This is a genomic window from Acinetobacter sp. CIP 51.11 (genome assembly GCF_000369665.1).
Classification (GTDB): Bacteria; Pseudomonadota; Gammaproteobacteria; order Pseudomonadales; family Moraxellaceae; genus Acinetobacter; species Acinetobacter lwoffii_S.
The window spans coordinates 502,719-528,372 of sequence record NZ_KB850129.1; the positions used below are offsets into that span (position 1 = coordinate 502,719).

The window sequence follows — 25,654 nt, forward strand, 5'->3', positions numbered from 1 at the left end:
CCCAGTTCAGCTTTAAATCTTATATTGATGTGCCTGCTGCATCTGTTTCAGACGCTGGCGAATGGTGGACGATAAAGATTGATTGTTTTTCACGCTACGCTGGGCATGTAATAAGGATTTGATAGCGGTTTCTTCATATCCCGACCAGTATTCTACTTCTGCACGATAGCGCAGCACATTAGCAGCCTTGATCGGCGAATCTGGCTCTGCATTGGCAGCCACTTGCATCAGTCTCCAGCCACTCACATCGCGGGAATTGGCATTCAAAAACTTTTGTACAATTTGTTTAGCTTGATCAGGTTGCTTGGCACGAATCAACACTTCTGCATATTTATAATTAAGCGCTCGATTCTCCGGCATGATCCGTGCTGCTGATGCTACACTTTTCAAAGCTGCATCAAGCTGGTTCTGCGCTAAATAAATATCGGTTTGAAATAAAACCTGTAAAGGATGCATCTGGTTATGCTTTTTTGCTCGTTCTAGAGTAGCCTGCGCGGCCTGAAAATCGCTTTGCTGTATTTGATAGGCAGTTAAGGCAAGCTGGCCTGCAAAATTATTTTGCCGGTCCATCAGGATAAGCTGTTCTGCATTGGTCTGACCAGACAAGACCCTACTGTACCATTTGATAATCTCAAAGTCTTGGTTATTGAGATTGCGTTTCACCGCAGGAAGCTGGTTGGCACGTAAACGCGCTTCACTCATACGCTCTGTGGTGAGTGGATGAGTGAACCAGAAATCTGGCAGAAAGCTCAATCGGCTGGTCGAACGATGCATGACTTCAAAGAAGTCTGCCATGCTATGCGGGTTATAGCCGGAACGATACATATATTGCATACCAATCCGGTCTGCCTCACGCTCCTGATTACGGCTATAGGTGAGCTGTTTATCCATAAGTGCTGCCTGTGAACCCATCATGACCGCTGTGCCGACATCACCATCTGCCTGGGAAGCGACCAAAGCACCGACGAGAATTCCGGCTAGCGCCAGTAAACCTTGCCCTTTAAAGGCATCCTGAGAGCGACTGTAATGACGTTGTGTGACATGTGCAATTTCATGTGCCATGACTCCTGCCACTTCATCCATGTTTCGAGCTGAATTAATCAGACCAACATTAAGTGCAAAAAGACCACCTGGTACAGCAAAGGCATTAATTTGCGGGTCATTAATAACCAGCAAACCGATCGGCTGTTGCAATTGAGTCTGACTCAGGATATGAGAAAATACTGAAAGCAGCTGATCTTCAAGCCATGGATTTTGCAGGACCGGCATTTGTTTATGCACTTCACGATAGACTTTTTCACCGATCATTTTTTCTTTTTGTTGATCGAGTAAGCCGACGCCTGTACCAATATCAGGCACAGAAAATTGTACATTTGCTTGATTAAAATCATGGTTAGAGCCGTGCCCTGCTACCATATACAGACTTAAGCCACACGCCAGCGCCAATCGTTTCAATGAAAAATCTCTAATCCTGCCGATCTAATTTATCTTGAATATAGCATTGAACAATGAGCAGAGACGCAAGAAAATGTTATTTTTTAATACCATTTAAACGACGAATGAGATGCATTTTAAAATTCCGGATTGACCACATAACGGGGCACTCGTCCTTCCAAGGCATCAACAAGATTCTGATAAGCCAGTTCTGCCATTTTTTTACGGGTCGCTGCAGTGGCCGAACCCACATGTGGCAATGTAACCACATTATCCAACTGGAATAATTCCGATTCCTTTAACGGCTCTTTCTGATACACATCCAGACCGGCAGCAAAAACCTGCTTGGCTTTTAAAGCTGAAATTAATGCCTGTTCATCAATGACCGAGCCACGTGAAATATTGACCAATACTGCATGGGATTGCATTTTAGCCAATTCCGCTGTCGCAATCAGCGCCTTAGAATCCGCATTCAAATCTACTGCAACGACCACAAAGTCAGAACGCTGTAACAGTTCTTCAAGCTGGCAATATTTCGCATTCAACCCTTGAGCAAGTTCTGGTTTTTCCCGACGATTATGATACAGAATATTCATATTAAAACCGTAAAAACCACGACGTGCGATTGCAGCTCCAATATGACCGAGACCAATAATTCCGAGGGTTTTTCCAAAAATATCCATACCAAATTGTGCTTCGCCCACGGTACGCTGCCATTGTCCCTGCTTGGTCCATTGATCCAGGTAAGCCACTTTGCGTGCTGCTGACATCAGTAAAGTGAAAGCCAGGTCAGCAGTGGTTTCAGTCAGTACATGCGGCGTATGACTGAGATAAATTTTCTTTTCATTTAAATAATCCAGTTCATAGTTGTCATAACCGACACTGACACTGGAGATAATTTTTAACCGGGTGGCACTGGCCAGATTATCGCGATTCAACAAGCGCCCTGCGCCAATCATGCCATCAGCATCCTGAACCTGCTGCAAAAGCTGTTGATTCACATCGCCTAGCTTCGGTTGTATATAACTAACCTGATAATTTTGTTCCAGCTTGTTTTGAATATCAGTATCAATTTGACTAAATACAACCACTTTTTGTTTCATCTATTTTTATTCCACAGCAAGATTATTCCAGACTGGCAGTCCTATTTTGCATAAACTGCCATAAACGTTTTTTTAGAATCGGCTGATCCAGCATTTCTTGTAAAGATGCCAACTGGATCATTTTCGTATTTGATATATGCGCTACAGGCCCGAGGAAAATAATATTTTTCTCTGCACTCATTCCATCCAGAAAACCCTGAATATAGGATTCTACACCACGTCCATCCTGAACATTGGCCCAGGGAAATGGCCAGTTCAGCTCATGAAACTCACCTGGGACTGCACGCTGGATATTGCCCCATAAATTCTGGGTGTCTTCGGTCATTGCAGTTGCATCAATCACGATACTGCAATGTGCCAGACTTAAAGCCTGCAAACTGAATGGCGGGATTTGTACGATTTCACGCTGTTCCTGAACAGTTGCAATGTGAGTCGGTGCCGCAGGTGGTGTATCAACCTTAAGCGTAACAATTGGCTCTGGCTCAGGAATCGGTAGATCAGCCAACGCCTCTACGGAAGCAGGCTGTGGTAAGACGATATCGGTGTGAAATTCAGGTGCAGCCTGATCACGCCAGATCGAAACCTGGTGCGGTTGACATGCGCTGTCCCTAGGAATCCAGAGATCGATTCCTAATGTTGCCAGTATGTCACGCTGATGCCCAATCATCTTTTCATCATCACCAATTTCAGGCTGAACATTTTAGCCGGATTGCCTGTGCTTTGCCGAACTTTTTCAGCTTTTCTTTTTTATCCTGATGGATTCTAGTACAAAGTTTAGCTGTCTGCTAAAAACCGTGCTTTTAATACACAATTAAACCATTCCTGCTGTTATAACAGATTCCGGCTAAAGCTGCGCGTTCTCATTTATTTTCTACAGAATGGTTAAACTGTTTTTCTTTAACATTTGCTGAACGACCTGCTCTGCCTCAAAACCCAAGCGCCAATACAACAGCTCCATTACGTCCAGCTCGTCCTGTGTCACGATACGATCACTCCACAAACAGGCCTCTGCAATACCTAAAATACTGAGGCGATCACGCAATAACAGCCCCGCAATATCATTCAGGATTTCTGCTAGATCAATCGGCTCATCAGAAATTTCATTGTATAAGTCCAGTTCCTGAGCGGTCAGAATCCGGTTTAAAATCCGCTCCCGCACCTCAAGCTGGTTGCCGCTATTAATCTGCTGAACATGCAGCAAGGCGTCAATCAAACGCACGATCTGTGGCTTGACTTCATCGAGTGCTGTAGGCGTATGTGCAGGAAGCAGATTTAACTCATATTTCACACATTCCAGTAATAATGCATCCAGCAGGCCAATTTCACCATCTTCCTGAATAATCCGTGCCAGCTTCATCAAAAACTGGCGTGCGACAGTTGTCGGCATGCCACCAATATTCTTGCAGGCTTGCTGGAAAATCGAAATATGTACCCGCCCGTCCAGATTGAGCAATGAATCCACAATGGCACGGCTAACTTCAGCCTCAGTCGGAATAAATTCACGATATTGACGGATCATTAAAATGGCGACCATCACTTCACGAGAGCCGGTTGCTGTTTGTAATGCACGCTCAATCAGTTCCGGACGTGGTATCTTGAGCCGAAGTTCCGGGTTCAGTGGCTTGATCGCATCTTTAATTGCAAAACTGATCGGAGACAGCCGCAACAAAGGCAAAGGTTGTGGCGAACTCCAGCTCATTGCAGTTTCAGGCACCACTTCTTCCAAAGAACGGAACAAACTAAACAAAGGCTGATTCTTGAGTTTTTTTAGATTCTCAAGCTGTAAGTCCTGAATCAAGGCAGGATTTAATTCATAAATCCGCTGATTGATATTAGGATGAATATTCAGCCAGTTTTGTGGGCTCAAGGAATTGGCAAAGCACATATGTGAAATGGATTCAGCATATTCACTATAAATCTGCGAGCCAGAATGATGCACATGAATTCTGAGTAAAGTCTGGATATTGGCATCATTTTGAATCAGGCGTCGGGTCTTTCGATCATTTTTATAGGTCCGACCACCGAGCGAAATATATTTAATAAAACGGGAAATCAATACGCCCAAACTACCAATCAGCCAGATCACCGCACCGACTGCAACATAGAAAGTTTCAAACTTGTTTTCACGGGGGCTACCCGCTCGATAAAAACCAGACTTGGCAATCTTACTGCCACACTGACTAAACGTGGTTAGACTGCTATACAGAATTTTCAGGCGGGTATTTTCTGCAGCTTCACCAGAGAGGATTTTATTGAATTCATGGCTGAGCAAGCCATACAGCTCGACTTTATCCAGTGTTTGTATCGCACCCCAAGTCAGGATAATTGCGGTATCCCGCGGACTAAAACCCGCCGTCAGCGCATTGACACCGACTTCATCGGGCAGCACATATACTGCAGGAACATCAATCAGAAAAGTCTCTGCCAACTGTTGGTTAATGTGCAATGCAGCACTTTCTTCGGGAATACTGTCCATCGGACTCAACCGACGCGCACCCAACTGCTTCGCCAGTGAATAACCACCATTCCGAAAAATATAAAACTCGTAGATGACCGAGATCATCATGGCACATAACAGCAAAGCAATCAGATAAGGACTCAGCACATGCCAGAAGATTGACTGGCTAGGATCAGTATAAAAGACAAAGAGACCAACAACGGTATTAATAATAAAAATAGTCAACAGAATTGCAATCAGGCAAAAACTTACAGGTAGTACTATATTTTTGTTTTTTATAAAATCGTATCCTACGTTTCGCAATGCAGAACCCTAAAATGATAATTTTCAATGGGCTCATCATAAAACAAAAAAGCGGGAAATTCCCGCTTTTTCATGATGATTTTAACTACTTAGACTTCGCGTACACCAGTCAAATCCACTGAGGCTGCATCAATATTGACATCAATATAATTGCTTTCTTTCATGGCACTGTCACTACGTTTTTGCTGTAGGTCATCCAGATATTGCGCATCAATGCCACCCGAAACATAGATGCCATCAAACACTGAACAATCAAAGTCTTTGACATCCGGTACTTTGGTGGTTCTTACCGCATCTTTCAAATCTTCCAGATCCTGGAAAATCAGACGGTCAGCACCAATAATTTCACGGATTTCTTCCACGCTACGTTCCGATGCAATCAGCTCAGATTTCGCCGGCATATCAATACCGTAAACGTTTGGATATTTCACCATCGGTGCTGCAGAAGCGAAGAATACTTTTTTCGCACCAGAATCACGAGCCATCTGGATAATTTCATTACAGGTCGTACCACGGACAATCGAGTCATCCACCAACAGTACGTTTTTACCTTTAAACTCAAGCTCAACCGGGTTCAGTTTTTGACGTACCGATTTTTTACGCAGCTGCTGACCAGGCATAATGAAGGTCCGGCCGATATAACGGTTTTTCATGAAACCTTCACGGAATTTCACGCCCAACATATTGGCAAGTTCTAGCGCTGAAGTACGTGAAGTATCCGGAATCGGAATCACCACATCAATATCATGCTCTTCACCCCACTCACGCAGAATTTTTTGCGCCAGCTTCTCACCCATTTTCAAACGTGCTTTATACACCGAGATTCCATCAATGATGGCATCTGGACGGGCAAAATAAACATATTCAAAAATACAAGGACGGTATTCAGCATTCGCCGCACATTGCTTGGTAAAAAAATTACCTTCTAAATCAATAAATACCGCTTCACCAGGCAAAATATCACGCTCAACTTTAAAGCCCAGCGCAGTAATCGCAACAGATTCAGAAGCAATGATATATTCCATACCCTGTTCAGTTTCACGTGAACCGTAGATCAGTGGACGAATACCATTTGGATCACGGAAGCCTACCAGTCCCTGACCGGTAATCATCGCCACCACACCATAAGCGCCTTTGCAACGCTCATGCACACGCGTCACCGCATGGAAAATATCTTCCGACGTCGGTACCAATTTGCCATGTTTTTGCAATTCATGCGCAAACACGTTTAACAGGACTTCCGAATCAGAATCGGTGTTCATATGACGCAAGTCAGTTTTGAACAGGTCATCATGAATTTCTTCAGCATTGGTCAGGTTACCATTATGTGCCAAGGTAATCCCGTACGGCGAGTTCACATAAAACGGCTGTGCTTCAGCACTGCTCGATGAACCGGCTGTTGGATAACGCACATGACCAATACCGTAATTTCCTTTCAAAGCACGCATATGACGGGTATGGAATACATCACGCACCATGCCATTGTCTTTGCGCAGGAATAAACGTCCTTCATCACATGTCACGATCCCAGCTGCATCTTGTCCACGATGTTGTAACATCGTTAATGCATCAAACAACATTTGGTTAACGGGTGATTTACCAGCTATACCAACTACTCCACACATAGCAACCTCGCAGACAAGCTAGGATTAATAAAAAGGATTATTTGTAGACTCATCTGCAGCTCCAGACTTGGACGATGTTTCAGATGATGAAGCTGAAGGTTTCGATGTCCCTTCAGGCTTGATATGTTGTAGTGCGCCATTCGCGGCTTCTTTCGACATTTGAGTCGCCCAAGGTGCATAAGGCAATAAGGCTTGAATAAACTTGGACTGTTTCCAGTGAGGTGAGCTTTCTACCCACGGGCCAATTCCCTGCATGGTAATCAGAACAATTAGCAAACCTTTCAGGCTACCAAAGACACCACCCGCCAGACGGTTGAGAGGGCCCAGTTTAAGACTCTTTAAAATACGGTTCAACAGTGCAGTAACGATCCAGGTCAGAACTACAATCAGCAGGACGATAAAAGCGAAGGCCGCAATCTTTTGTACGACTGGATCTGTACTCAGAGCAACCATAGACGGCGCAAGTAGCGTTGAATATTTTGCCGCAACAATCAGGGCAAAGATCCATCCCACTAAGTTCGCAAAGGCTTTAATAAATCCTTGACGCAAACCGTTGAGCCCTCCAATGAGCAAGATAATCAGTAGAAAGATATCAATGGCATTCATAGGATTTAAAGTGCGTCTACACAATCTTTTACAAGTTTAGGTCCGGTATAGATGAGGCCACTATAAACTTGTACAAGGCTGGCGCCTGCCTGTTTCTTGGCAACAGCATCTGCACCTGAAAGAATACCACCCACACCAATCAATGGAATTTGTCCTTTTAATACCGCAGCAAATGCAGCCAGGCATGCGGTACTTTTCTCAAATACTGGCGCGCCAGACAAACCGCCCGCTTCCTCTGCATGCTCCAGACCCTCTACCCCTTCACGTGACAGTGTGGTATTGGTCACGATCAGGCCATCGATCTTGAATTGCAATAACTGCTTGGCAATAAAGGCAATATCGCTGTTATCCAGATCAGGCGCCACTTTGAGTACCAAAGGTACATAATGCTGGTATTCCTGAGCCAATTCAAGTTGACGGTTTTTCAGCGTTTCCAACAGTTCGGTGAGTGCATCACCACTTTGCAGGCTGCGCAGGTTTTTGGTATTGGGAGAAGAAATATTGACGGTAATGTAAGAAGCATAATTATAGACTTTTTCTAAACAAATAAGGTAATCATCTACTGCTTTTTCTACCGGAGTATCAGCGTTTTTACCGATATTAATACCGAGAATGCCTTTAAATTTGGCCGCTTTGACATTTTCAACCAGCTGATCCACGCCATCATTATTAAAGCCCATACGGTTAATAATGGCTTTGGCCTGTGGTAAACGGAATAAACGCGGATGGGGATTGCCGGCTTGCGGTCTCGGGGTAATGGTACCAATTTCAATAAAACCAAAACCTTGACCGGCAAGGGCATCAATATAGGCACCATTTTTATCCAAACCTGCCGCAAGACCTACCGGATTGGGAAATTCGATTCCCATACAGGTCACAGGTTTCGCAGCAACGTTTTGACGCATCAAGCCCATTTTATGGGATGATTTCAATAGTGATAATGTCAGCTCATGTGCACGCTCTGGTGCTAAAGAAAACAACAAAGGGCGGGCTAGAGAATACAACATATCCAGAAAAGTCTACTGCTTTTTAAGTCGGCATATTATAGGCATAGGCTGACAAAAAAACCATGCTTTGCAAATCTTTATTTTTACCGTTTATTGTATGGTCGCCGTTAATTTAATCTGTCCTGCCTCATTATTTAGTTCCATTTTCTCGATACTTAGCCCCATTTGTGCCAGCTGAGTCAGGAAATTTGCCAGTACTGCATAATTTTCATGCATGACCGCCAATTGAATTTTTCCTTCCATTTGCTGGGAAGCCACCGACAATCCTTGCTGCTGTGCGACTCGCTGTACTTTCTCCGCTGCATCCAGTTGGGTGTCCCCAGCCGGTTTCATGGTTACTGCATTACTTTGCATCCAAACAATGGTATCTTTCAGCTGATTTAAGCGTTTTTGCTGGGTATCTGCTGCCTGATGCATATACCAGAGTGCAGAACCGACTGCCGCCACAATCACAAAAACAGTGGTAAAAATCACCATTACCCGTTCACGTACCGACAAGCTGTCCAGATAATCACTCAGTTTTTCAAAAGACTGATCCATACGATTTTGTAGCGCTTCAATGCCTTTCATTATTGAATCCTCACCAGTCCGATCGCAGCTGTTCCGCTGGCCTGAATATTCCCCAGCTCCACCTTAAAGCCTTGCTGGCTTAATTGTCTGGTCAGTGCATTTAACGTTTCTGATGAATTGGCCTTAAGCTCCATACTTAACACAGAAGCATCATAATTCACCCGTTGTGCCACAATCTGATTTTGCATCAAGACTGGCCCCACCCGACTAATCAGCTGCAATGCATGCGTATCTGCAATCTGGCTTTGACGCAACTGCCCTTCAAACTGACTTTTGATATTCTGCTCAGTGACCGGATAATTTTGTCCAAACCAGTATTTAAACTGGTCGATGGCTTGCGCGGCGGTCTGATTCGCCACTTTCTTATATTGATACCAGCGCACAGCATCATAACTAAACTGCAATACTAAAATACCCAGAAAAACCGCCGCGCAGGCTTTCCAGTAGCCGGAAATAGCGCCATTGGATTTTGCTTTAGGCAAGACATTAAACGAATGCTGTTTCGGTTTTTTTAGTACAGGAATTCCATATTGGAAAGACTCCAGTTGCTCCTGAGTGACCAGTGCTTCAAGACTACGCAACTGCTCCTGATTCAGATTGCTCACCTTATAGCTGAGATCCTTGGGCTGATAATCCAGATAAAGGCTTAGATCATCCAGCGACTGGCCGATATATTCCGACTCGCGCACCAGCAAACGTCCACCGATTTGCGCAATCACACGCTGATTGGCATCAGGAACAGGCAGCACCAAAAAGTCCGGTAACAAAGCTGCCAGCTTGACTGGGATCAAGTTTAGCGCGTGTTGCAAGGTCTCAAGCGTTGAATTCGCAATCCCCATAATGCTGATCTGATCCGGCTGCTGAAAATGATGCAGCACTTTCATGGCATCTACCGGCAGCACCACGTATTCTTCAAGCAAATATTTAATGCCATCATTGCCCATTTTCTTATATTGGCTCTTGGGCAAGGTCTGCTGCAAAATTTGCACATGACGGCTCGGGAAAAATACCACCGCCTCTTCGCCATGATGAGCCTGTATATCCTGAATCAGCTGCTCAAGTGTGTCCACAGTGTTCCAGAATTCCCCAGTTGACCATTGCCAAACCCCATTGGCTTCTGGCATCCATAAATACAACATCAATTGTGTTCTGCCATTTTAATTAATTTTTTATAGTGTAGGACTAAAGCTTTTTATCTGTGTGGATAAGCCAGGGGCAATCACCGCCTGATCATAAATACGTGCTTCTGCCAATGCATAAGGTTGAAAAGATTCAGCCAGCAGAATGGAAGACATATGTGCCACCACATTCATATGGCATACCACTGCAATCGACTCATAAGGCAGTTGCGACAACCATTCCACTGCGACTTTGGCATCATCATCCGGTTTGATGGTATTACAGATCACCACCGGCACATCTTTAAAATACTGCTGCAAATGTGCCAGAGTTTCCTGCGCACGCAATAACGGACTGACCACAAAGACTTCAGGCTTAATCAGATCCTTTAAGAACTGTGAAGTCTGCTCAGCCTGTTGATGACCACGCTCCGTTAAAGGTCGCTTGGTGTCATTACCATTGACCGGTGGTGCGGCCTCGCCATGTCGAACTAAAGTCAGTTGCATTTGATTTCCTTATATTCTTTTGCCTGCATGTTAACTAGCTGATATGACAATTCGCAGACAGTCCCTGTGTTATAGATCAGACTTGATGATGTGGCAAGACAAATTCAACATCACTGCGATGACCATTTTTCATCAATGACAAGGCAATATTGAGTGGCGGCGCACCTTCAAAAATCACATCATACAAGGCCGAAGTAATCGGCATATACACATCGAGTTCTTCCGAACGTGCCTTGACCTGCACAATGGTATTAATCCCTTCTGCCGTTTGACCCAGTTCAGTTGTTGCCTGCTCCAAAGTCTTACCCTTGCCAAGTGCGTAACCCACCTGATAATTACGACTGAGCGGACTGCTACAGGTTGCGAACAAATCACCCACACCTGAAAGCCCAAGAAAGGTCAGCGGATTGGCACCGAGTTTTACTGCAAAACGGCTCATTTCAGCCAAGGCACGGGTCAGGATCATACTCTTGGTATTTTCACCCACGTTATACGCAGCAGCCATGCCCATCGCGACAGCATAAATATTTTTTAATGCACCACCGAGTTCTACCCCATGCACATCATCACTGGCGAATACGCGGAACAAGGCACTATGTAAGGCTTGTTGTACCGCATAACGCACCAGCTCGGATTGGCTGGCAATCACGGTTCCTGCTGGCTGTCCTGCCACAATTTCCTTGGCCAGATTCGGTCCTGATAACACACCATAAGGCACTTCAGGCAACACTTCACGAATAATATCGCTCATGAAACTAAAGGTTTTGGCTTCAATACCCTTGGTCAGCGAGATCACGGCTTGCGATGTAATAAAAGGTTTGATTTGCTGCAAAACATCCCGGAAAGAATGGCTCGGAATTGCGACTAAAATAATATCGCGATCACGCACAGCCTGTTCCAGATCTGACACCGCCAGCAGATTTTCTTCTAACTTAAAATCTGGCAAATAGCGTTTATTGATATGGGTGGCATTAATATCTGCCGCAACTGCTTCATCACGAATCCAGATCATGGTATTGCAACCATTACGCACTGCAGTATTGGCCATTGCAGTACCAAAGCTACCCCCACCCAATACCGTTACTCTTAAAGCTGTCTTATGATCAACTGCAACCGGTTCTACCAGTTTTGAGAAATTTAATTCTGACATCTTATTTTTTAATATCCTGTTATACCGTGCCAACTAGCTGTTCTGGTTCCAATAACTTACAAAATCACTGGTTTGAATCTCTGCACGCGGGGGAATTGCTTTTGCGGCAGTGCCAATATAAATAATACCCGAGACCAGATCGTCTTTTGAAATTCCCAATGCCTGCTTAAACAGGCCAGACTCGACTACAGCACCGCTACGCCACATGGTTGAGAAACCCTGAACATGAAGTGACAGCAGAAAATTCTGAATCGCTGCGCCTGAACTAAGGATTTGTTCAAAATGCGGAACTTTAGGATGATCCTGCAAACGCGTTAAGGCAAGTACCAATAAGGGCGCACGAAACGGATGATTCTTGACCCGCTCAATCTGCGCTGTTTCAGTTTCACCCAAATCGACGAGCGCCTGCGACAGCAACTCTCCGAAAGCTTCACGCTGATTATCTGGAACCACGACAAATGTGGTCGGCTTGAGCCGATGATGATCGGGTGCAGTTAATGCCGCCTGAAAGGCTTTTTCCAGTTGTTCTGCATTCGGTGCCGGTGCCAGCAGATGACCAATCGATTGTCGTTGGTGAATATTTTGATGAACGATGTCAATCGCAGATTCCGTCATTGCCTTGTATATCTACACTTAAAAACTATACTCAAGATTAGCATATTCAAAGAAAAATACGCTAGAAACTTCATAACGATTCAGCCAGCTCATCACCACTTAAAAATAAACTTGCTTGGTTTTTCAATCCCGTACTGCTCTATTTTTCACCTAAGTCACATAGAGCTATACCAAAAATTGCCAAACCTATACAACAGCTACAAAATCTGCGCTGCTTGCTGTGTTGAAATATTCAGCATCGTATTTACTTGAGATTTCATGATGAAAAAAACAATCACTTTCAGCGGATTGGCTATTTCCGCATTACTTCTTACTGCCTGTGCCTCAAACCCGACTGCTTTGGCCGTTCAAAAGGAAAATAACCAGTATGAGGTGACCGGATTAGGTAAAAATCAACTGACCTCGAAAAACAATGCGATTACTGCGGCCAATAAAGCCTGTGGCTCTCGATCAACCCCAATTATTGTGGATGAAAAGACAGCTTATAACGGCGCTTTAAAAGGCGTGGTCGATGAACAAACAGGTCAGATGATCCAGGCAGCAGCTACCGTTCTCGGGAATATCGCAGGTACCAATACCGGTTTAAACCAGAATGATGATTATCAGACGGTTCTTACATTCCGCTGTCAGGCCAAATAAGCTAATAAACCATAGCGCAATAAAAAACCGCTCTTCAAGAGCGGTTTTTCTATGATCTGGATTAACAATAACCTTCCAGGCGGGTCAAAGGCAATTTTTGCCCAATGGCTTTTTCAATTTCGGGCAGATAGAACGCATCATCTTCTGCAAGGAAACTGATACTCACACCACTGGTTCCCGCACGACCGGTACGGCCAATACGATGCACATAATCATCCGACTGTTCCGGCAAGGTGAAGTTCACCACATGCGATACACCATCAACATGGATGCCACGACCTGCCACATCCGTTGCAATCATGATGTTATGTTTACCATTTTTGAACTGATCCAGCATTTTAATGCGTTTGTCCTGAGCAATCTCGCCAGACAGCATCACCACTTTATAACCATCACGTTTTAAATGATCATAAAGTTTACGCACCTGATCACGACGGTTAGCGAAGATCATGACTTTTTCAATCGGTTCATCACGCAGAATTTCTTGCAATAATTTATATTTGTCCGCCTTGGCGACCATATAAACCCGTTGCTCGACATCAGCATTGGTTTTCTTTTCCGGTTCAATTTCAACTGTGACCGGTTCAAATAACCATTGCTGCGCTAGATTCAGCACATCGTAGCTGAAAGTTGCAGAGAACATTAAAGTCTGACGTTGTTCTTTACGCGGCGAGAAACGCACAATGCGCTTTACTGAAGGAATAAAGCCCATATCTAGTAAGCGGTCGGCTTCATCAATGACCAAAAATTCAATCTGATCCAGCCAGACTTCTTTTTGTTCTACAAAATCGATCAAACGACCCGGTGTAGCCACCATAATATCGACAGGCGCTTTATTAAGCTGGTTCTTTTGCTTGTCAAAATCCACACCACCCAGCAACGTCACCACATTGAGACCAGCATATTTCGCCAGATCCTGTGCATCGCTTTCAATCTGCAATGCCAGTTCACGAGTCGGTGCCAAAATCAGCGCACGCGGTTCGCCGCGATAGCGTTGTTCCTGAATCGGATTATTTAATAGATCATTCATGATACTAATTAAAAAGGCCGCAGTTTTACCTGTACCTGTCTGTGCACGGCCAATGGCATCATGTCCTGCCAGCGTGAATTTCAAAACCTTCTGCTGGATAGGCGTCATGGTGGTAAAGCCTAAAGCATCAATCGCTTTTTTTAGATTGGGATGTAAATTTAAGGTTTCAAAACCAGATGACATAAAGCGGTGCTCTAATTGGGTAATCACTAAGATAGGGATAGTATAAACAAAAAACGCCCCAAGTTATATTGGAGCGTTTTCTTTTTAGCTTAATCCGAAGATTAGTCTAATGGTTGAACTTCTTCAGCTTGAAAGCCTTTTTGGCCTTTAACAACACTGAATTCAACACGTTGGCCGTCACGAAGTGAACGGTGACCGTCACCTTGGATAGCACGGAAATGAACGAATACGTCATCGCCGCCGTTACGTTGAATAAAGCCGAAGCCTTTAGTATCGTTAAACCACTTAACTACGCCTTGTTCGCGAGCAGCTGTCATAAGTTAATCCTCATTGAAACTAAAAGAAGGACCACCCGGTGTTGCAAACAGCAGAGCAAACAAGTTTGAAAATATTATTTTTAAGCTTGTAATCATTCTGTAAAACTATCAACAAAATCCCGGTTACATCCATTTATGTAATAGGGTGAAAAACAATCACTTTGTTTATTCAAAGTCCCAAATACGTAACGAGCTTAACATGGGTTTATCACAATTAATAGATTTTTTTTAGCATGTTCTGTTTGATTTAGTTATTTTTTTCATGAAAATTGTCAAAAGACTTTATAAAGTCATTTAAATCTTCTTTTTCTGAAACCAGTTTGGTTCTGGCATCATATTTGCTACTATTTATAGCCTTTTCTGCTATCTAAATAAAACCGCAATGTCCGAATATCCAGCGCAATTCAGCCTTATAGACGCTATGGGAAAACCGTGCCCGATGCCGCTATTAATGTTAAAGCGCGCACTAAAGGCCGGAAATCAGAAAACATTCCTGCTGAAATCATCTGATCCGCATAGCCAGACAGATGTCAGCCGCTATTGTCAGCTGCATCAGCTCAAGCTTGAATTTAAAAAAATTTCTGATACAGAGTTTCACTACTTAATTGAATCTTAAAAATTTTCAATTAAACTGTTGATCTTCACTTTCGTATACTTTTTTACATTTCTCTACCCAAATATCCATTATTTGCGGAGAGATTGGATTAAGATAAAACCTAGTTTAGGGTTATCCCGCACTTCAAGGAGAACACATGAGTGACAGCCGCAATCAGTTGATGCCCCTGTCATTATCGGCGCCAGGTGTCAACCTCGGTGCTTATATCAGCACTGTCAATCAGATTCCGATTTTAACAGCCGAACAAGAAAAAGAGTTGGCTGAACGCTATTACTATGACCAAGATTTAGATGCAGCGAAAATGCTGGTCATGTCGCACTTGCGTTTTGTGGTACATATTGCGCGTAGTTATGCAGGTTATGGTCTGCCACAAGGTGACCTGATTCAGGAAGGCAACCTGGGTCTGATGAAAGCTGTGAAACGTTTTGACCCGAATATGGGCGTACGTTTGGTGTCATTTGCCGTGCACTGGATCAAGGCGGAAATTCACGAATACGTGATCCGTAACTGGCGTATCGTGAAAATCGCCACCACTAAAGCGCAACGTAAACTGTTCTTTAATCTGCGCAGCCTGAAGAAATCATCGAAAAAGTTGACGCTCGCAGAAGCACAGTCTATTGCCAATGATTTAAATGTCACACCAGAACAAGTACTGGAAATGGAAGGCCGTCTGACGGCGTATGATGCGGCTTTTGATGCATCAAGCGATGACGATGATGAAGGTTCCACCCATGTGGCACCAGCGTTATATCTTGAAGATAATCGTTATGACCCGGCTCGTCTGATTGAAAATGAAGACTATGAGGAGCAAAGCACCTCTGCCCTGCATGAAGCCATGGATCAGCTAGATGATCGTTCACGTAATATCTTGCAGCGTCGCTGGCTAGATGACGAGAAATCGACCCTGCATGAGCTTGCAGCCGAATATAATGTTTCTGCGGAACGTATTCGTCAGCTGGAAAAAAATGCCATGGAAAAAATTAAAGTGGCGATGTCATCCAATTAACACCAAATTCTGTTACTGATTTACCTCGAAAAAGCCTTCTTTGATGAAGGCTTTTTTATGTCCACATTTTGAATTTATGCTAAGGTTGAGCGCAAACTTTATCAGGAAGATCAATTCAAATGTGGATTGCGATTTCAGCACTTAATTTGGCACTTGCAGTCATGCTCGGTGCTTTTGGTGCACATGGTTTAAAAGCGCGGGCGACTGAAGCACAGCTCGGCTGGTGGCAAACGGCAACGGATTATTTTTTCTATCATGCCTTAGGACTACTGATTCTTTCTTTACTGGCGAAAGTCATCCCTGCATTGCCCATTCAATGGAGCTTCGGTCTGATTCAGGTCGGCATTTTACTGTTTTCTGGCTCACTGTATATCATGGCCTTAGGATTACCCCGCGGTTTAGGGGTTATTACACCTATTGGCGGTGCTTTAATGATTGCCGGATGGTTAATTCTGGCCTGGAATGCTTTAAAATACGCCAGATAAGTCTGAACAACACTTAATCATGGAGGGTTGCTAGAATGATGATTTATATCAATGGCGAACAACAGGAAACTCACTGCAAGAATCTGCTGGAACTGATTCAGAGTATGGCGCTTGAGGGTAAGCGTTTTGCAGTTGAAGTCAATGAAATGATTATTCCTAAAAGCAGATTGGGCGATACGCCAATTTGCGATACAGACAAAATAGAAATTATTCACGCGGTCGGTGGCGGCTAATACTCGGGACAATTATGCAAGATTTATTACAGATTGGTTCACGCCAATTCCAGTCACGCCTTTTGGTAGGCACGGGCAAATACAAAGATTTAAATGAAACTCAGCAGGCCATTGAAACCAGTGGTGCAGAGATTGTCACTGTCGCTATTCGCCGTGTCAATATTGGCCAAGATCCTGACCAGCCGAATCTGCTGTCAGTCATTCCTCCGGAAAAATATACCATTTTGCCGAATACCGCAGGTTGTTTCGATGCCAATAGCGCTGTTCGTACCTGTATGCTGGCGCGTGAGCTGCTCGATGGCCACAATCTGGTCAAACTGGAAGTATTGGGTGATGAAAAAACACTTTACCCAAATGTGACTGAAACACTGAAAGCTGCGCGTACCTTGATTGACGATGGCTTTGAGATCATGGTTTATACCTCGGATGATCCGATCGTGGCGCAAGAGCTGGAAAGCATGGGCTGTGTTGCGATTATGCCATTGGGTAGCCTGATTGGTTCTGGTCTGGGCATTCTGAATCCACATACCCTGTCAATCATCAAGGAAAATGCCAAAGTTCCTGTCCTAGTCGATGCCGGTGTCGGTACAGCGAGTGATGCCGCGATTGCGATGGAACTGGGTTGTGATGGTGTACTCATGAATACAGCGATTGCAGCTGCACAAAATCCGGTATTAATGGCATCTGCGATGAAAAAAGCCGTTGAAGCAGGCCGAGAAGCTTTTCTTGCAGGCCGTATGCCGCGCAAGCGTATGGCCAATGCCAGCTCACCGGAAACCGGCTATTTCTTTAAATAAATTTTCATGAACAAAAATAAAGGACTCAATTGAGTCCTTTATTTTTGTTTTTAGTTAAGGAATCAGACCTTCATCACGCATAGCAATCTGTACAGACTGACGTTCTGCCACTTTATTACGGATATGAATAATATTTTTATATGGACTCAAATCATGCTCAATCTGGTTCGACCAGTTGGTCAAGACAAATAGATAGGCATCCGCAGGCCCAAAGTTATCATCCACCAGATAATCATTGTCCGATTCACCGATAGCTTTATCGATATAACTCAATAGTCGATCAATCTCTGCATAGGCTTTTTTCTTTTCATCTTCGGATAACTTGCCACCGAAGAACACCGCATAGGCATCATGTAGTTCAGAGTTCAGATAACCTAACCATTCCAGCACTTTGGCACGTCCCATGCCCGATGGTGGAATCAGATCTTGTTTTGGATCGTGTTGAGCAAGAAACGGTAGAATTGCAACATTTTCTGTCAGGATCAGACCAGGGTTAATTTCTAACGCTGGTACATAGCCTTTAGGATTAACTTCGTAATAATCCGTACCTTTTTCTGTTTTATGTGTTTTTAAATCAACACGTTCCAAATCAAAATCGACATTAATTTCATTTAAAATAATATGAGCTGCCAGTGAGCAGGCACCTGGCGAATAGTAAAGCTTCATTTCTGATCCTTGTTATACACTTCTCAATGTTTTAAATCGCTTCTGACAAACTTTCAAGTGATCAAACCTGTAAATTGCAAAAAAGCGTAACTGTGATCTCAAGACAGTTACTCATTCAATATTCAGGATATTCCGGGCTTTTGCAAGTCAATCTTGTGTAGATTTTTATCTCTATCTGTTTAACATACACAGGTTTTCCAAATTTAGATGATATTTCGTGATTAGCCTGAAAAAAGAAGAATGGTTTTCCAATATCCGCACAGATGTACTGGCAGGTCTGGTGGTGGGACTTGCCCTGATTCCTGAATCAATTGCCTTCTCTGCCATTGCCGGTGTTGATCCGCAAGTCGGTTTGTATGCCTCTTTCTGCATTGCAGTATCCATTGCCTTTTTTGGCGGCCGTCCTGCCATGATCTCTGCGGCTACAGGTGCTATGGCGCTTTTGATGATTACCTTGGTAAAAGAACATGGTCTGCAATATCTGTTGGCTGCCACAATTCTGACCGGTATCATTCAGGTCATTGCCGGTTATTTTAAAGTCGCTAAATTAATGCGCTTTGTATCGCAGGCTGTGGTCTATGGATTTTTAAATGCCTTGGCGATCCTGATATTTGTGGCACAAATCCCGGAAATTAACCGGATGGATAGCACCGGTTATCTGTTTATTGCGATTGGTCTGGCGATTATTTATCTGTTTCCTTATATCCCTAAAATCGGTAAAGCCATTCCCTCACCTTTAATCTGTATTATAGTTTTAAGCGGGCTAGCGCTGTTGTTGGGTGCAGATATGCGTACCGTGAGCGATCTGGGGCAATTCCCGGATACTTTGCCAGTATTCCTGATTCCAGAAATTCCACTCAATCTGGAAACCTTGCAAATTATCCTGCCTTATTCCTTTACCTTGGCGACTGTCGGTTTGCTGGAAAGCATGATGACCACTACGGTCATTGATGAAGTGACCGGAACTGAAGGTGACCGTCATCAGGAATGTCGTGGTCAGGGTATGGCCAATATTGTCAGCGGCTTTATGGGCGGGATGGCCGGTTGTGCCATGATCGGCCAGTCAATTATCAATGTGTCTTCAGGGGCACGTACCCGTTTATCGACTCTGGTCGCTGGCGTGTTTCTGCTGTGTCTCGTGGTTTTTTTGAAAGACTGGCTGGCTTATATCCCAATGGCAGCTCTGGTTGCGATCATGATTATGGTGGCATTTACCACCTTTCAATGGGGAGCAATCAAGCAATTCAGCAAACATCCGCTAGAATTTAATACCGTGATGATTGCCGTGATTATTGTCGTGCTTGCCACTCATAATCTGGCGCTTGGTGTATTTGTCGGCGTATTGCTCTCTGCCCTGTTCTTTATTAATAAACTGGAAAGAACCGTACATGTCTATACGCATTTGAATTCGGCTCATTCACGCAGCTACTTTATTTCTGGACAGATATTCTTTAGCAGTTCAGAAAAATTCTATCAGTTCTTTGATTTTAAAGAGAAGCTTGAGCATGTCGAACTGGATCTGACCCACGCGCATATTTGGGATGTGACCTCAGTGAATATGCTGAATAATGTGATTCAGAAGTTTAAAGCCCAAGGGATAGATGTAAGGGTAATCGGTTTAAATGAAGCCAGCAGTACACTGATTGACCGTTTTAGTAACTGATGAACGGTGATTAATAAAAGAGCTTCAATTGGCTCTTTTATTTTATCTGGAAGATCTTGCCGATTTTTATGGAGAAATACCGAGAAAAGTTTGACTTGCTCGGCTCAGGACTTAAAATACCGCATTCTGAATTTTTAGATTTGCCAAAGTTATGTCGAACGATCAATTAGACCAGCAAGTCGTGGAGCTGGAAAACTTAAGCGAGCACCGTGAAATCGTGACGTTTATGCGCCGCTCAATGCCGCTAAACACCTCCCAACGTACTGCGCTTGAACAATATGGTCACTTAATTTTGGAATATCCAGTCGGTGATTTGCGTCAGCACTTTGAACATCCTGAACGTCCTTTGACTGTAGAAATCGGTTTTGGTATGGGCCGTTCACTGGTATTGATGGCCAAAGCCAATCCTGAACGAAACTTTGTCGGAATTGAAGTCCATGTACCTGGAATTGCGCAGTGCGTGTATGAAGCAGGTGTTGAAGGCCTGACGAACTTACGTGTGCTGGATGCTGATGCAATTCAAGTGCTGCGTGAAATGCCGGACAATAGTATTAATACAGTTCAGTTATACTTCCCTGATCCATGGCAGAAAAAACGTCACTTTAAACGCCGTTTTGTTTCGCATGACCGTATGCCACTGGTGGAGCAAAAGCTGGAACTTGGCGGAACTTTCCATGCGGCAACCGACTGGGAACCGTATGCTGAATGGATGATTGAAGTATTGGAAGAACGTCCACGACTGGAAAATCTGGCGGGCAAAGGCAACAGCTACCCTCGTCCAGAATGGCGTCCACAAACCAAGTTTGAACGTCGCGGCATTGAAGCCGGCCACAAGATTAATGATTTTATCTTCAAGAAAATTTCTTAATCCAAGATTCAAAAAAGCGCTGATTAATCAGCGCTTTTTTATGGGAAAAATTTTGCAATCTACTTATATAAAGACAAATGCACCCGAAATAACACTTAAGAAGAAAAATAGATTTTCATCTTTATACCATTTCCATTTTTTATTATTTTTTCTTTTCATTTTTCACCAAAATTAAAGAGGAAAAAGAATTGAGTATTTTATTTTAGACTAAAAATTCCGGCTCTTTTATTTTCGATGACGCGTGAGAATCTGCTGGCTCAATAACTGATAGACATTTTGCAAATCTTCCCGCTGCATATTGGCCAACATCTGCTGATGCATATTTAAAATATTCTGATCACCACGCATCGCTGGACCGGTCTGCATTTGTTTAGGATCATTCTGAGTGGCTTTATTGGCGGTTTCCAGTATTAAGGGATACAGCAAACTGAAATCGACCTGTTGTGCATCCACTACCTGCTTGGCCATGTCATAGCAATAATTGGCAAAGTTACAGGCAAATACCGCTGCAAGATGCAAACTGAGACGTTGACTAGAACTATAAGTATAAACACGATTGCTTAGGCTATTTGCCAATTCTAATAACAGGATTTGGTCCTGTTCATTCACCGCTTCAATAAACACTGGCGTCTGCTGCCAATTAATCTGGCGTTCCAGACTAAAGGTCTGTAAAGGATAAAATACGCCTGCACGCGCATGCACATTTTTCAGTAAATCGAGATGAGTGCTGCCAGAGGTATGTACGATCAGATTCTGCTGCAGATACGGATGAATCTTTTCAATGACGCTGACAATCGACTGATCACTGACCGCGATAATGACCAGATCCACCTCATGATCCAGCTGTTCAGGCTGAGCGATTGCCTGAGCGTTGAATTGCTCAGCCAGTTGCTGTGCTTTTTCTAGGGTTCGACTGTAGATCTGTACGATCTCATGTTGTGCTGACAATACCAGGGCAAGATGATATGCCACTCGCCCTGCCCCAATCATACTGATCCGCATCTGCTGTTCTTCCTGATAAATTACGCACAGCATGCCAATAAATAAAGATTGAGGCAATTAGCCTTGATGTTTCGAATAGACTTTAGAACTTTCGCAGGGTCAGAATCTGTTCACTTCGACCAAAAGGTCCATGAACATCATGCAGGATTCCGCTGGTTAAACCGATACCATCTTCACCATATTGCTGTACCACTTCCAGTCCCAGCCATTTACCCTGCGGCAGACGGTGCATATGAATCTGCAGGTCCAGATTCGGAAATCCCCAACCAGAATTCGGGTCTTGACGTGGCACGATGCCATTGGCCGTATCAACCATACCGAGCAAACGACTAAAATCTGTAGTGAGCTGTCCTTCCACCATGTCCAGCGAATTTCTCAGCCAGACAATCCCCTTGCCTGCACGATGGTCAGCATGTGCCCGGGTTTCAATACTCTGGATATAACCGCCCGGCCAGCAGCACATACCCTCCCAAACCGGTAAATATTCTGGACTTTCGATCGGAAAATCTTCCACTCCAGCAATGGCCGTGGTATTTGAAGTTAGCATTCTCCACGCGCGTGCCACGATACAGGTTTTACCATTGGCACACATTTCAGCTTCAACCAGTTCAATGGTTTTACCCGGACGGATCATGCGTGTTGTAATCGAAAATTCACCAAAGGCTATCAGGCCAAAAATATCCAGCCCGACCCGACCAATACGCATGTCAGCACGTGGCTGAAACTGTTCCAGTTCGACGCATAGAATACCGGTGGCTGGCGCCATGTGCTGCTCATGTGGATTCCACGCACCTTGTGCATGAATATTAGAACGGTAATAAGCCGTAGTACTGCCATCTGCATGCTGTTCGCGCTGAATAAAACTGTAATATGCCGACATTGTTTTAATACTTCCCTGAATATTCTCTTAAACTTTAGAATTTGCAAAAAGTTCTTTGATCTTTATTTTCTGAGCAAAAAGCCATGATAATTCATGATTTGACAATAAATTTTGCACTGTTTAAATCCGACTTTGGTTAAAAGTGCTGTAAAATTTTGCGCAGATAACAAGTGAAAATCCTGCTCCAAGCGTTCAATCATCTTGCTACTTTGCACCATGCTTAACCCTGTCTGCTGTGCCAGCTTCTGCATAATTTTGATGTCTTGCTGATTTTCGGGTTGCATCAGGTCATAGGTCAATGCAAGACCGTTGGTTTTAAGACACTGATGGATAGCCTGAAAAAATCCGTTTTTTTCGGAATTTGGAATGAAATGAGCCACCAGAATGGCCAATGCGGCATCGAAAGTATCCGGCTGATTCAAATCTTGAATCGTGCTTTGGATGAATTGCACCCTTTGTCGATCTATAGAATTCAGATTTTTACTAGCCTGTTTCAGCATGGCTGCTGATGGATCAATTGCAGTAAAGGTCCAGTCTGGATGTTGCTCTAATAAATACGACAATTCATAACCTGTTCCGCAACCCACTATTAATATATGTGCGGTTTCTGGGAGTTCAGTGCTGAGAATTGCTTCAATCTGCTGATGCACCAGTTCATAACCGGGAATCAGTTTACGGATATGATCGTCATAACTGGCGACCACGACTTCACTGTGAAAGTTTTTTGCCATATTTTACTCTGATTTTAGATGTTCAGTACATTCATGTATTTCTATTACCAGACCGTCGTGATCAGTAAATTCATTTACAGACATTTTAGAATCTTGCTAAATGTACAACCTCAAACTGCTAGATATATTGAACGTCCATTGCGCAGGTTTTTCGTTACTTTGACGGGGCAAAGTAACCAAACCCTTTTGTTTCACTGATATGGCATCCCTGCCATACAGTGAAACGGCGACATCCATGTCGCCGGGCTCTCTGATGAGTTGCTATTAATTGTTAGCTTTAGGATTAGTTCTAACGTAAAAAATAAAGTTTAAGCAATCTCTTTCAAGTTCAGCTCTTCACGCATAAATTCACGCAATTTGAACTTCTGCGCCTTCCCTGAAGCCGTCATTGGAAATTCCTGGAAGAAACGCACATAGCGCGGCACTTTATTGTGAGAAATATGCTCCTTACAATACTGACGGATGGTTTCTTCAGTACAAGGATCATTTTCATGCAGGATGATGCAGGCACAAAGTTCCTCACCATATTTATGGTCTGGCACCCCAATCACCTGTACATCTGAAACAGCCGGATGGGTATAAAGGAAATCTTCAATTTCTTTCGGGAACAGGTTTTCCCCTCCACGAATGACGACATCCTTGATTCGGCCCTTAATTTTGACAAAGCCTTCATCATCCATTTCAGCAATATCACCGGTATGCATCCAGCGTGCAGCATCAATCACTTCCTGAGTTTTGTCCTGGTCTTCCCAGTAACCGAGCATGACGGAATAACCGCGTACACATAGCTCGCCCAATTGACCGCGTGGCACCACCTTGCCATTTTCATCGACAATTTTAACTTCCAGATGCGGATGTACCCGGCCAACCGTACTAACACGTCGCTCGACACTGTCTGCCGTTGAGCTTTGTGCACTCACTGGCGCAGTTTCGGTCATGCCATAACAAATCGTGATTTCAGACATATGCATCCGTTCAATCACGCGCTGCATAATTTCCTGCGGACATGGACTACCCGCCATAATCCCGGTACGCAGACTGGACAGGTCAAATTCGTCAAACTGTTCATGCTCAAGAATGGCGATAAACATGGTTGGCACACCATAAGCCGCGGTACATTTTTCCTGCTGAATGGCTTTCAAGGTTTCCAGCGGATTAAATACAGCTGATGGATAGATCATGGCAGAACCATGCGTAATACAGGCCAGATTACCCATCACCATACCAAAGCAGTGAAATAAAGGAACTGAAATACAGACGCGGTCTTCTGGACCTAAATGAATCGCTTCACCGACAAAGTACCCGTTATTTAAAATATTATTATGGGTCAGCATGGTGCCTTTCGGATTGCCCGTAGTGCCCGAAGTAAACTGGATATTAATCGTTTCATCGAACTGCAATTCACTGGAGATCTGTTGCAGTTGTTTCAGCTCTTGGGCGCTTGGCGAGCTTAGTAAATCCTGAAAACGGTGGATGCCGGTATGCTGCTGATCATCAATTTTAATCACATGCTTTAAATGTGGCAGTCGCTCTGCATTAAGGAATTTACCTTCGGTTTCCTGCAATTCCGGTGCAATTTTAGTCAGAATTTCCTGATAGTCCGTCGTCTTAAACTGCGCTGCAATCACCAGTCCCTTACAAGAGACTTTATTCAGCACATATTCAAGCTCGTTGCTTTTATAAGCTGGATTTAAATTCACCAGAATAATGCCTGCCTTGAAGGCTGCAAACTGGGTAATGGTCCATTCCACACAGTTCGGCGACCAGATCGCCAAACGGTCACCTTTTTGCATACCCATTTTCAGCAGCTGACAGGCAAAGGCATTGACTTGCTCCTGTAGCTGCCGGTAACTGAGGCGTATGTTCTGATGCAAACTCACTACCGCATCACGTTCTGCATACCGCTCGCAAGCCTGATCAAATTTTTCACCAATCGTCATGCCCAATAAAGGCTGGCTGCTGGTTCCATAGGCATAGCTTAACCGTACTTGTGTCATTGAATCGATCTCCTTGATTCTTTGTAATTCTGATTTTCAACTTTA

At 43.9% G+C, this 25,654-nt stretch carries 27 protein-coding genes; 8 read left to right on the forward strand and 19 right to left on the reverse strand.

The window, feature by feature from the left end; genetic code table 11:
- Positions 1-12 precede the first annotated feature (12 nt).
- From F894_RS06200 to F894_RS06255, 12 genes are all read right to left on the reverse strand, one after another.
- Entirely contained in the window at positions 13-1,455 is a 1,443-nt protein-coding gene (locus tag F894_RS06200) for a M48 family metalloprotease (protein WP_005246737.1), read from the reverse strand.
- A 116-nt stretch (positions 1,456-1,571) separates the two neighbouring features.
- Positions 1,572-2,537: a 2-hydroxyacid dehydrogenase gene (locus F894_RS06205; protein ID WP_005246738.1), complete on the reverse strand. Its 966-nt coding sequence runs from the start codon at positions 2,535-2,537 to the stop codon at positions 1,572-1,574.
- Between the two features lie 22 nt (positions 2,538-2,559).
- A complete protein-coding gene (locus tag F894_RS06210; RefSeq protein WP_005246739.1) occupies positions 2,560-3,204 on the reverse strand; it encodes a hypothetical protein in 645 nt (214 codons plus the stop codon).
- Between the two features lie 204 nt (positions 3,205-3,408).
- Positions 3,409-5,298, reverse strand: coding sequence for a M48 family metalloprotease (locus F894_RS06215; RefSeq protein ID WP_005246741.1), 1,890 nt, complete (start codon positions 5,296-5,298; stop codon positions 3,409-3,411).
- An 89-nt stretch (positions 5,299-5,387) separates the two neighbouring features.
- Complete coding sequence (gene purF / locus F894_RS06220) at positions 5,388-6,923, reverse strand: amidophosphoribosyltransferase (protein ID WP_004729956.1); 1,536 nt, start codon at positions 6,921-6,923, stop codon at positions 5,388-5,390.
- A 24-nt stretch (positions 6,924-6,947) separates the two neighbouring features.
- Positions 6,948-7,529: a CvpA family protein gene (locus F894_RS06225; RefSeq protein ID WP_005246742.1), complete on the reverse strand. Its 582-nt coding sequence runs from the start codon at positions 7,527-7,529 to the stop codon at positions 6,948-6,950.
- A gap of 5 nt (positions 7,530-7,534) precedes the next feature.
- Positions 7,535-8,536 (reverse strand): quinone-dependent dihydroorotate dehydrogenase, encoded by a 1,002-nt coding sequence (locus tag F894_RS06230; protein ID WP_005246744.1) that lies wholly within the window; start codon positions 8,534-8,536, stop codon positions 7,535-7,537.
- Positions 8,537-8,626: 90 nt separating this feature from the next.
- Complete coding sequence (gene gspM, locus F894_RS06235) at positions 8,627-9,106, reverse strand: type II secretion system protein GspM (protein WP_004280088.1); 480 nt, start codon at positions 9,104-9,106, stop codon at positions 8,627-8,629.
- Positions 9,106-10,245 carry a type II secretion system protein GspL gene (gene gspL / locus F894_RS06240; protein WP_005246745.1) on the reverse strand — a complete coding sequence of 380 codons (1,140 nt, stop codon included), beginning with the start codon at positions 10,243-10,245 and terminating at the stop codon, positions 9,106-9,108. The genes gspM and gspL overlap by 1 nt, the downstream gene beginning before the upstream one ends.
- A 30-nt stretch (positions 10,246-10,275) precedes the next feature.
- Positions 10,276-10,731 (reverse strand): phosphoglycerate mutase family protein, encoded by a 456-nt coding sequence (locus tag F894_RS06245; protein ID WP_005246746.1) that lies wholly within the window; start codon positions 10,729-10,731, stop codon positions 10,276-10,278.
- A gap of 76 nt (positions 10,732-10,807) precedes the next feature.
- Positions 10,808-11,881, reverse strand: a complete 1,074-nt coding sequence (locus F894_RS06250) for an NAD(P)H-dependent glycerol-3-phosphate dehydrogenase (protein WP_004280094.1) — start codon at positions 11,879-11,881, stop codon at positions 10,808-10,810.
- Positions 11,882-11,914: 33 nt separating this feature from the next.
- On the reverse strand, positions 11,915-12,496 hold the full coding sequence (locus F894_RS06255; RefSeq protein ID WP_005246747.1) for a nitroreductase family protein: 582 nt from the start codon (positions 12,494-12,496) through the stop codon (positions 11,915-11,917).
- A 258-nt stretch (positions 12,497-12,754) separates the two neighbouring features.
- Between F894_RS06255 and F894_RS06260 the strand changes: the two genes are divergently transcribed.
- Complete coding sequence (locus F894_RS06260; RefSeq protein ID WP_005246748.1) at positions 12,755-13,135, forward strand: hypothetical protein; 381 nt, start codon at positions 12,755-12,757, stop codon at positions 13,133-13,135.
- Positions 13,136-13,196: 61 nt separating this feature from the next.
- On the opposite strand, the gene rhlB is transcribed toward F894_RS06260, so the two are convergent.
- Together rhlB and F894_RS06270 are read right to left on the reverse strand one after the other, a co-directional pair.
- Entirely contained in the window at positions 13,197-14,348 is a 1,152-nt protein-coding gene (gene rhlB / locus F894_RS06265; RefSeq protein ID WP_005246749.1) for an ATP-dependent RNA helicase RhlB, read from the reverse strand.
- Between the two features lie 101 nt (positions 14,349-14,449).
- Positions 14,450-14,665, reverse strand: coding sequence for a cold-shock protein (locus tag F894_RS06270; RefSeq protein WP_004280099.1), 216 nt, complete (start codon positions 14,663-14,665; stop codon positions 14,450-14,452).
- A 382-nt stretch (positions 14,666-15,047) separates the two neighbouring features.
- Here F894_RS06270 and F894_RS06275 point away from each other — a divergent pair, with 382 nt between their 5' ends.
- From F894_RS06275 to F894_RS06295, 5 genes are all read left to right on the forward strand, one after another.
- Complete coding sequence (locus F894_RS06275) at positions 15,048-15,281, forward strand: sulfurtransferase TusA family protein (RefSeq protein ID WP_004280100.1); 234 nt, start codon at positions 15,048-15,050, stop codon at positions 15,279-15,281.
- A gap of 136 nt (positions 15,282-15,417) precedes the next feature.
- The gene (gene rpoH, locus F894_RS06280; RefSeq protein ID WP_004280101.1) at positions 15,418-16,287 is read left to right on the forward strand and encodes an RNA polymerase sigma factor RpoH; all 870 of its coding nucleotides are present in this window, start codon (positions 15,418-15,420) and stop codon (positions 16,285-16,287) included.
- 119 nt (positions 16,288-16,406) lie between these two features.
- Entirely contained in the window at positions 16,407-16,772 is a 366-nt protein-coding gene (locus tag F894_RS06285; RefSeq protein WP_005246750.1) for a DUF423 domain-containing protein, read from the forward strand.
- Positions 16,773-16,807: 35 nt separating this feature from the next.
- On the forward strand, positions 16,808-17,005 hold the full coding sequence (gene thiS, locus F894_RS06290; protein WP_004280105.1) for a sulfur carrier protein ThiS: 198 nt from the start codon (positions 16,808-16,810) through the stop codon (positions 17,003-17,005).
- Between the two features lie 14 nt (positions 17,006-17,019).
- Complete coding sequence (locus tag F894_RS06295; protein WP_004646601.1) at positions 17,020-17,802, forward strand: thiazole synthase; 783 nt, start codon at positions 17,020-17,022, stop codon at positions 17,800-17,802.
- A gap of 54 nt (positions 17,803-17,856) precedes the next feature.
- Here F894_RS06295 and F894_RS06300 read toward each other — a convergent pair whose 3' ends face one another.
- Positions 17,857-18,468: a glutathione binding-like protein gene (locus F894_RS06300; RefSeq protein ID WP_004280108.1), complete on the reverse strand. Its 612-nt coding sequence runs from the start codon at positions 18,466-18,468 to the stop codon at positions 17,857-17,859.
- A gap of 217 nt (positions 18,469-18,685) precedes the next feature.
- On the opposite strand from F894_RS06300, the gene F894_RS06305 reads away from it, so the two are divergent.
- Complete coding sequence (locus F894_RS06305) at positions 18,686-20,131, forward strand: SulP family inorganic anion transporter (RefSeq protein ID WP_005246751.1); 1,446 nt, start codon at positions 18,686-18,688, stop codon at positions 20,129-20,131.
- Between the two features lie 151 nt (positions 20,132-20,282).
- Complete coding sequence (gene trmB / locus F894_RS06310) at positions 20,283-20,999, forward strand: tRNA (guanosine(46)-N7)-methyltransferase TrmB (RefSeq protein ID WP_005246752.1); 717 nt, start codon at positions 20,283-20,285, stop codon at positions 20,997-20,999.
- Between the two features lie 225 nt (positions 21,000-21,224).
- Here the strand turns inward: trmB and F894_RS06315 are convergent, their stop codons facing one another.
- The 4 genes from F894_RS06315 to F894_RS06330 form a co-directional block, all read right to left on the reverse strand.
- Positions 21,225-22,001 carry a Rossmann-like and DUF2520 domain-containing protein gene (locus F894_RS06315; RefSeq protein ID WP_005246753.1) on the reverse strand — a complete coding sequence of 259 codons (777 nt, stop codon included), beginning with the start codon at positions 21,999-22,001 and terminating at the stop codon, positions 21,225-21,227.
- An 82-nt stretch (positions 22,002-22,083) separates the two neighbouring features.
- Positions 22,084-22,881, reverse strand: a complete 798-nt coding sequence (locus tag F894_RS06320) for a thioesterase family protein (protein ID WP_005246754.1) — start codon at positions 22,879-22,881, stop codon at positions 22,084-22,086.
- A gap of 62 nt (positions 22,882-22,943) precedes the next feature.
- Complete coding sequence (locus tag F894_RS06325; protein WP_005246755.1) at positions 22,944-23,612, reverse strand: class I SAM-dependent methyltransferase; 669 nt, start codon at positions 23,610-23,612, stop codon at positions 22,944-22,946.
- A gap of 308 nt (positions 23,613-23,920) precedes the next feature.
- Entirely contained in the window at positions 23,921-25,609 is a 1,689-nt protein-coding gene (locus F894_RS06330; RefSeq protein ID WP_005246756.1) for an AMP-binding protein, read from the reverse strand.
- Positions 25,610-25,654: the final 45 nt, after the last annotated feature.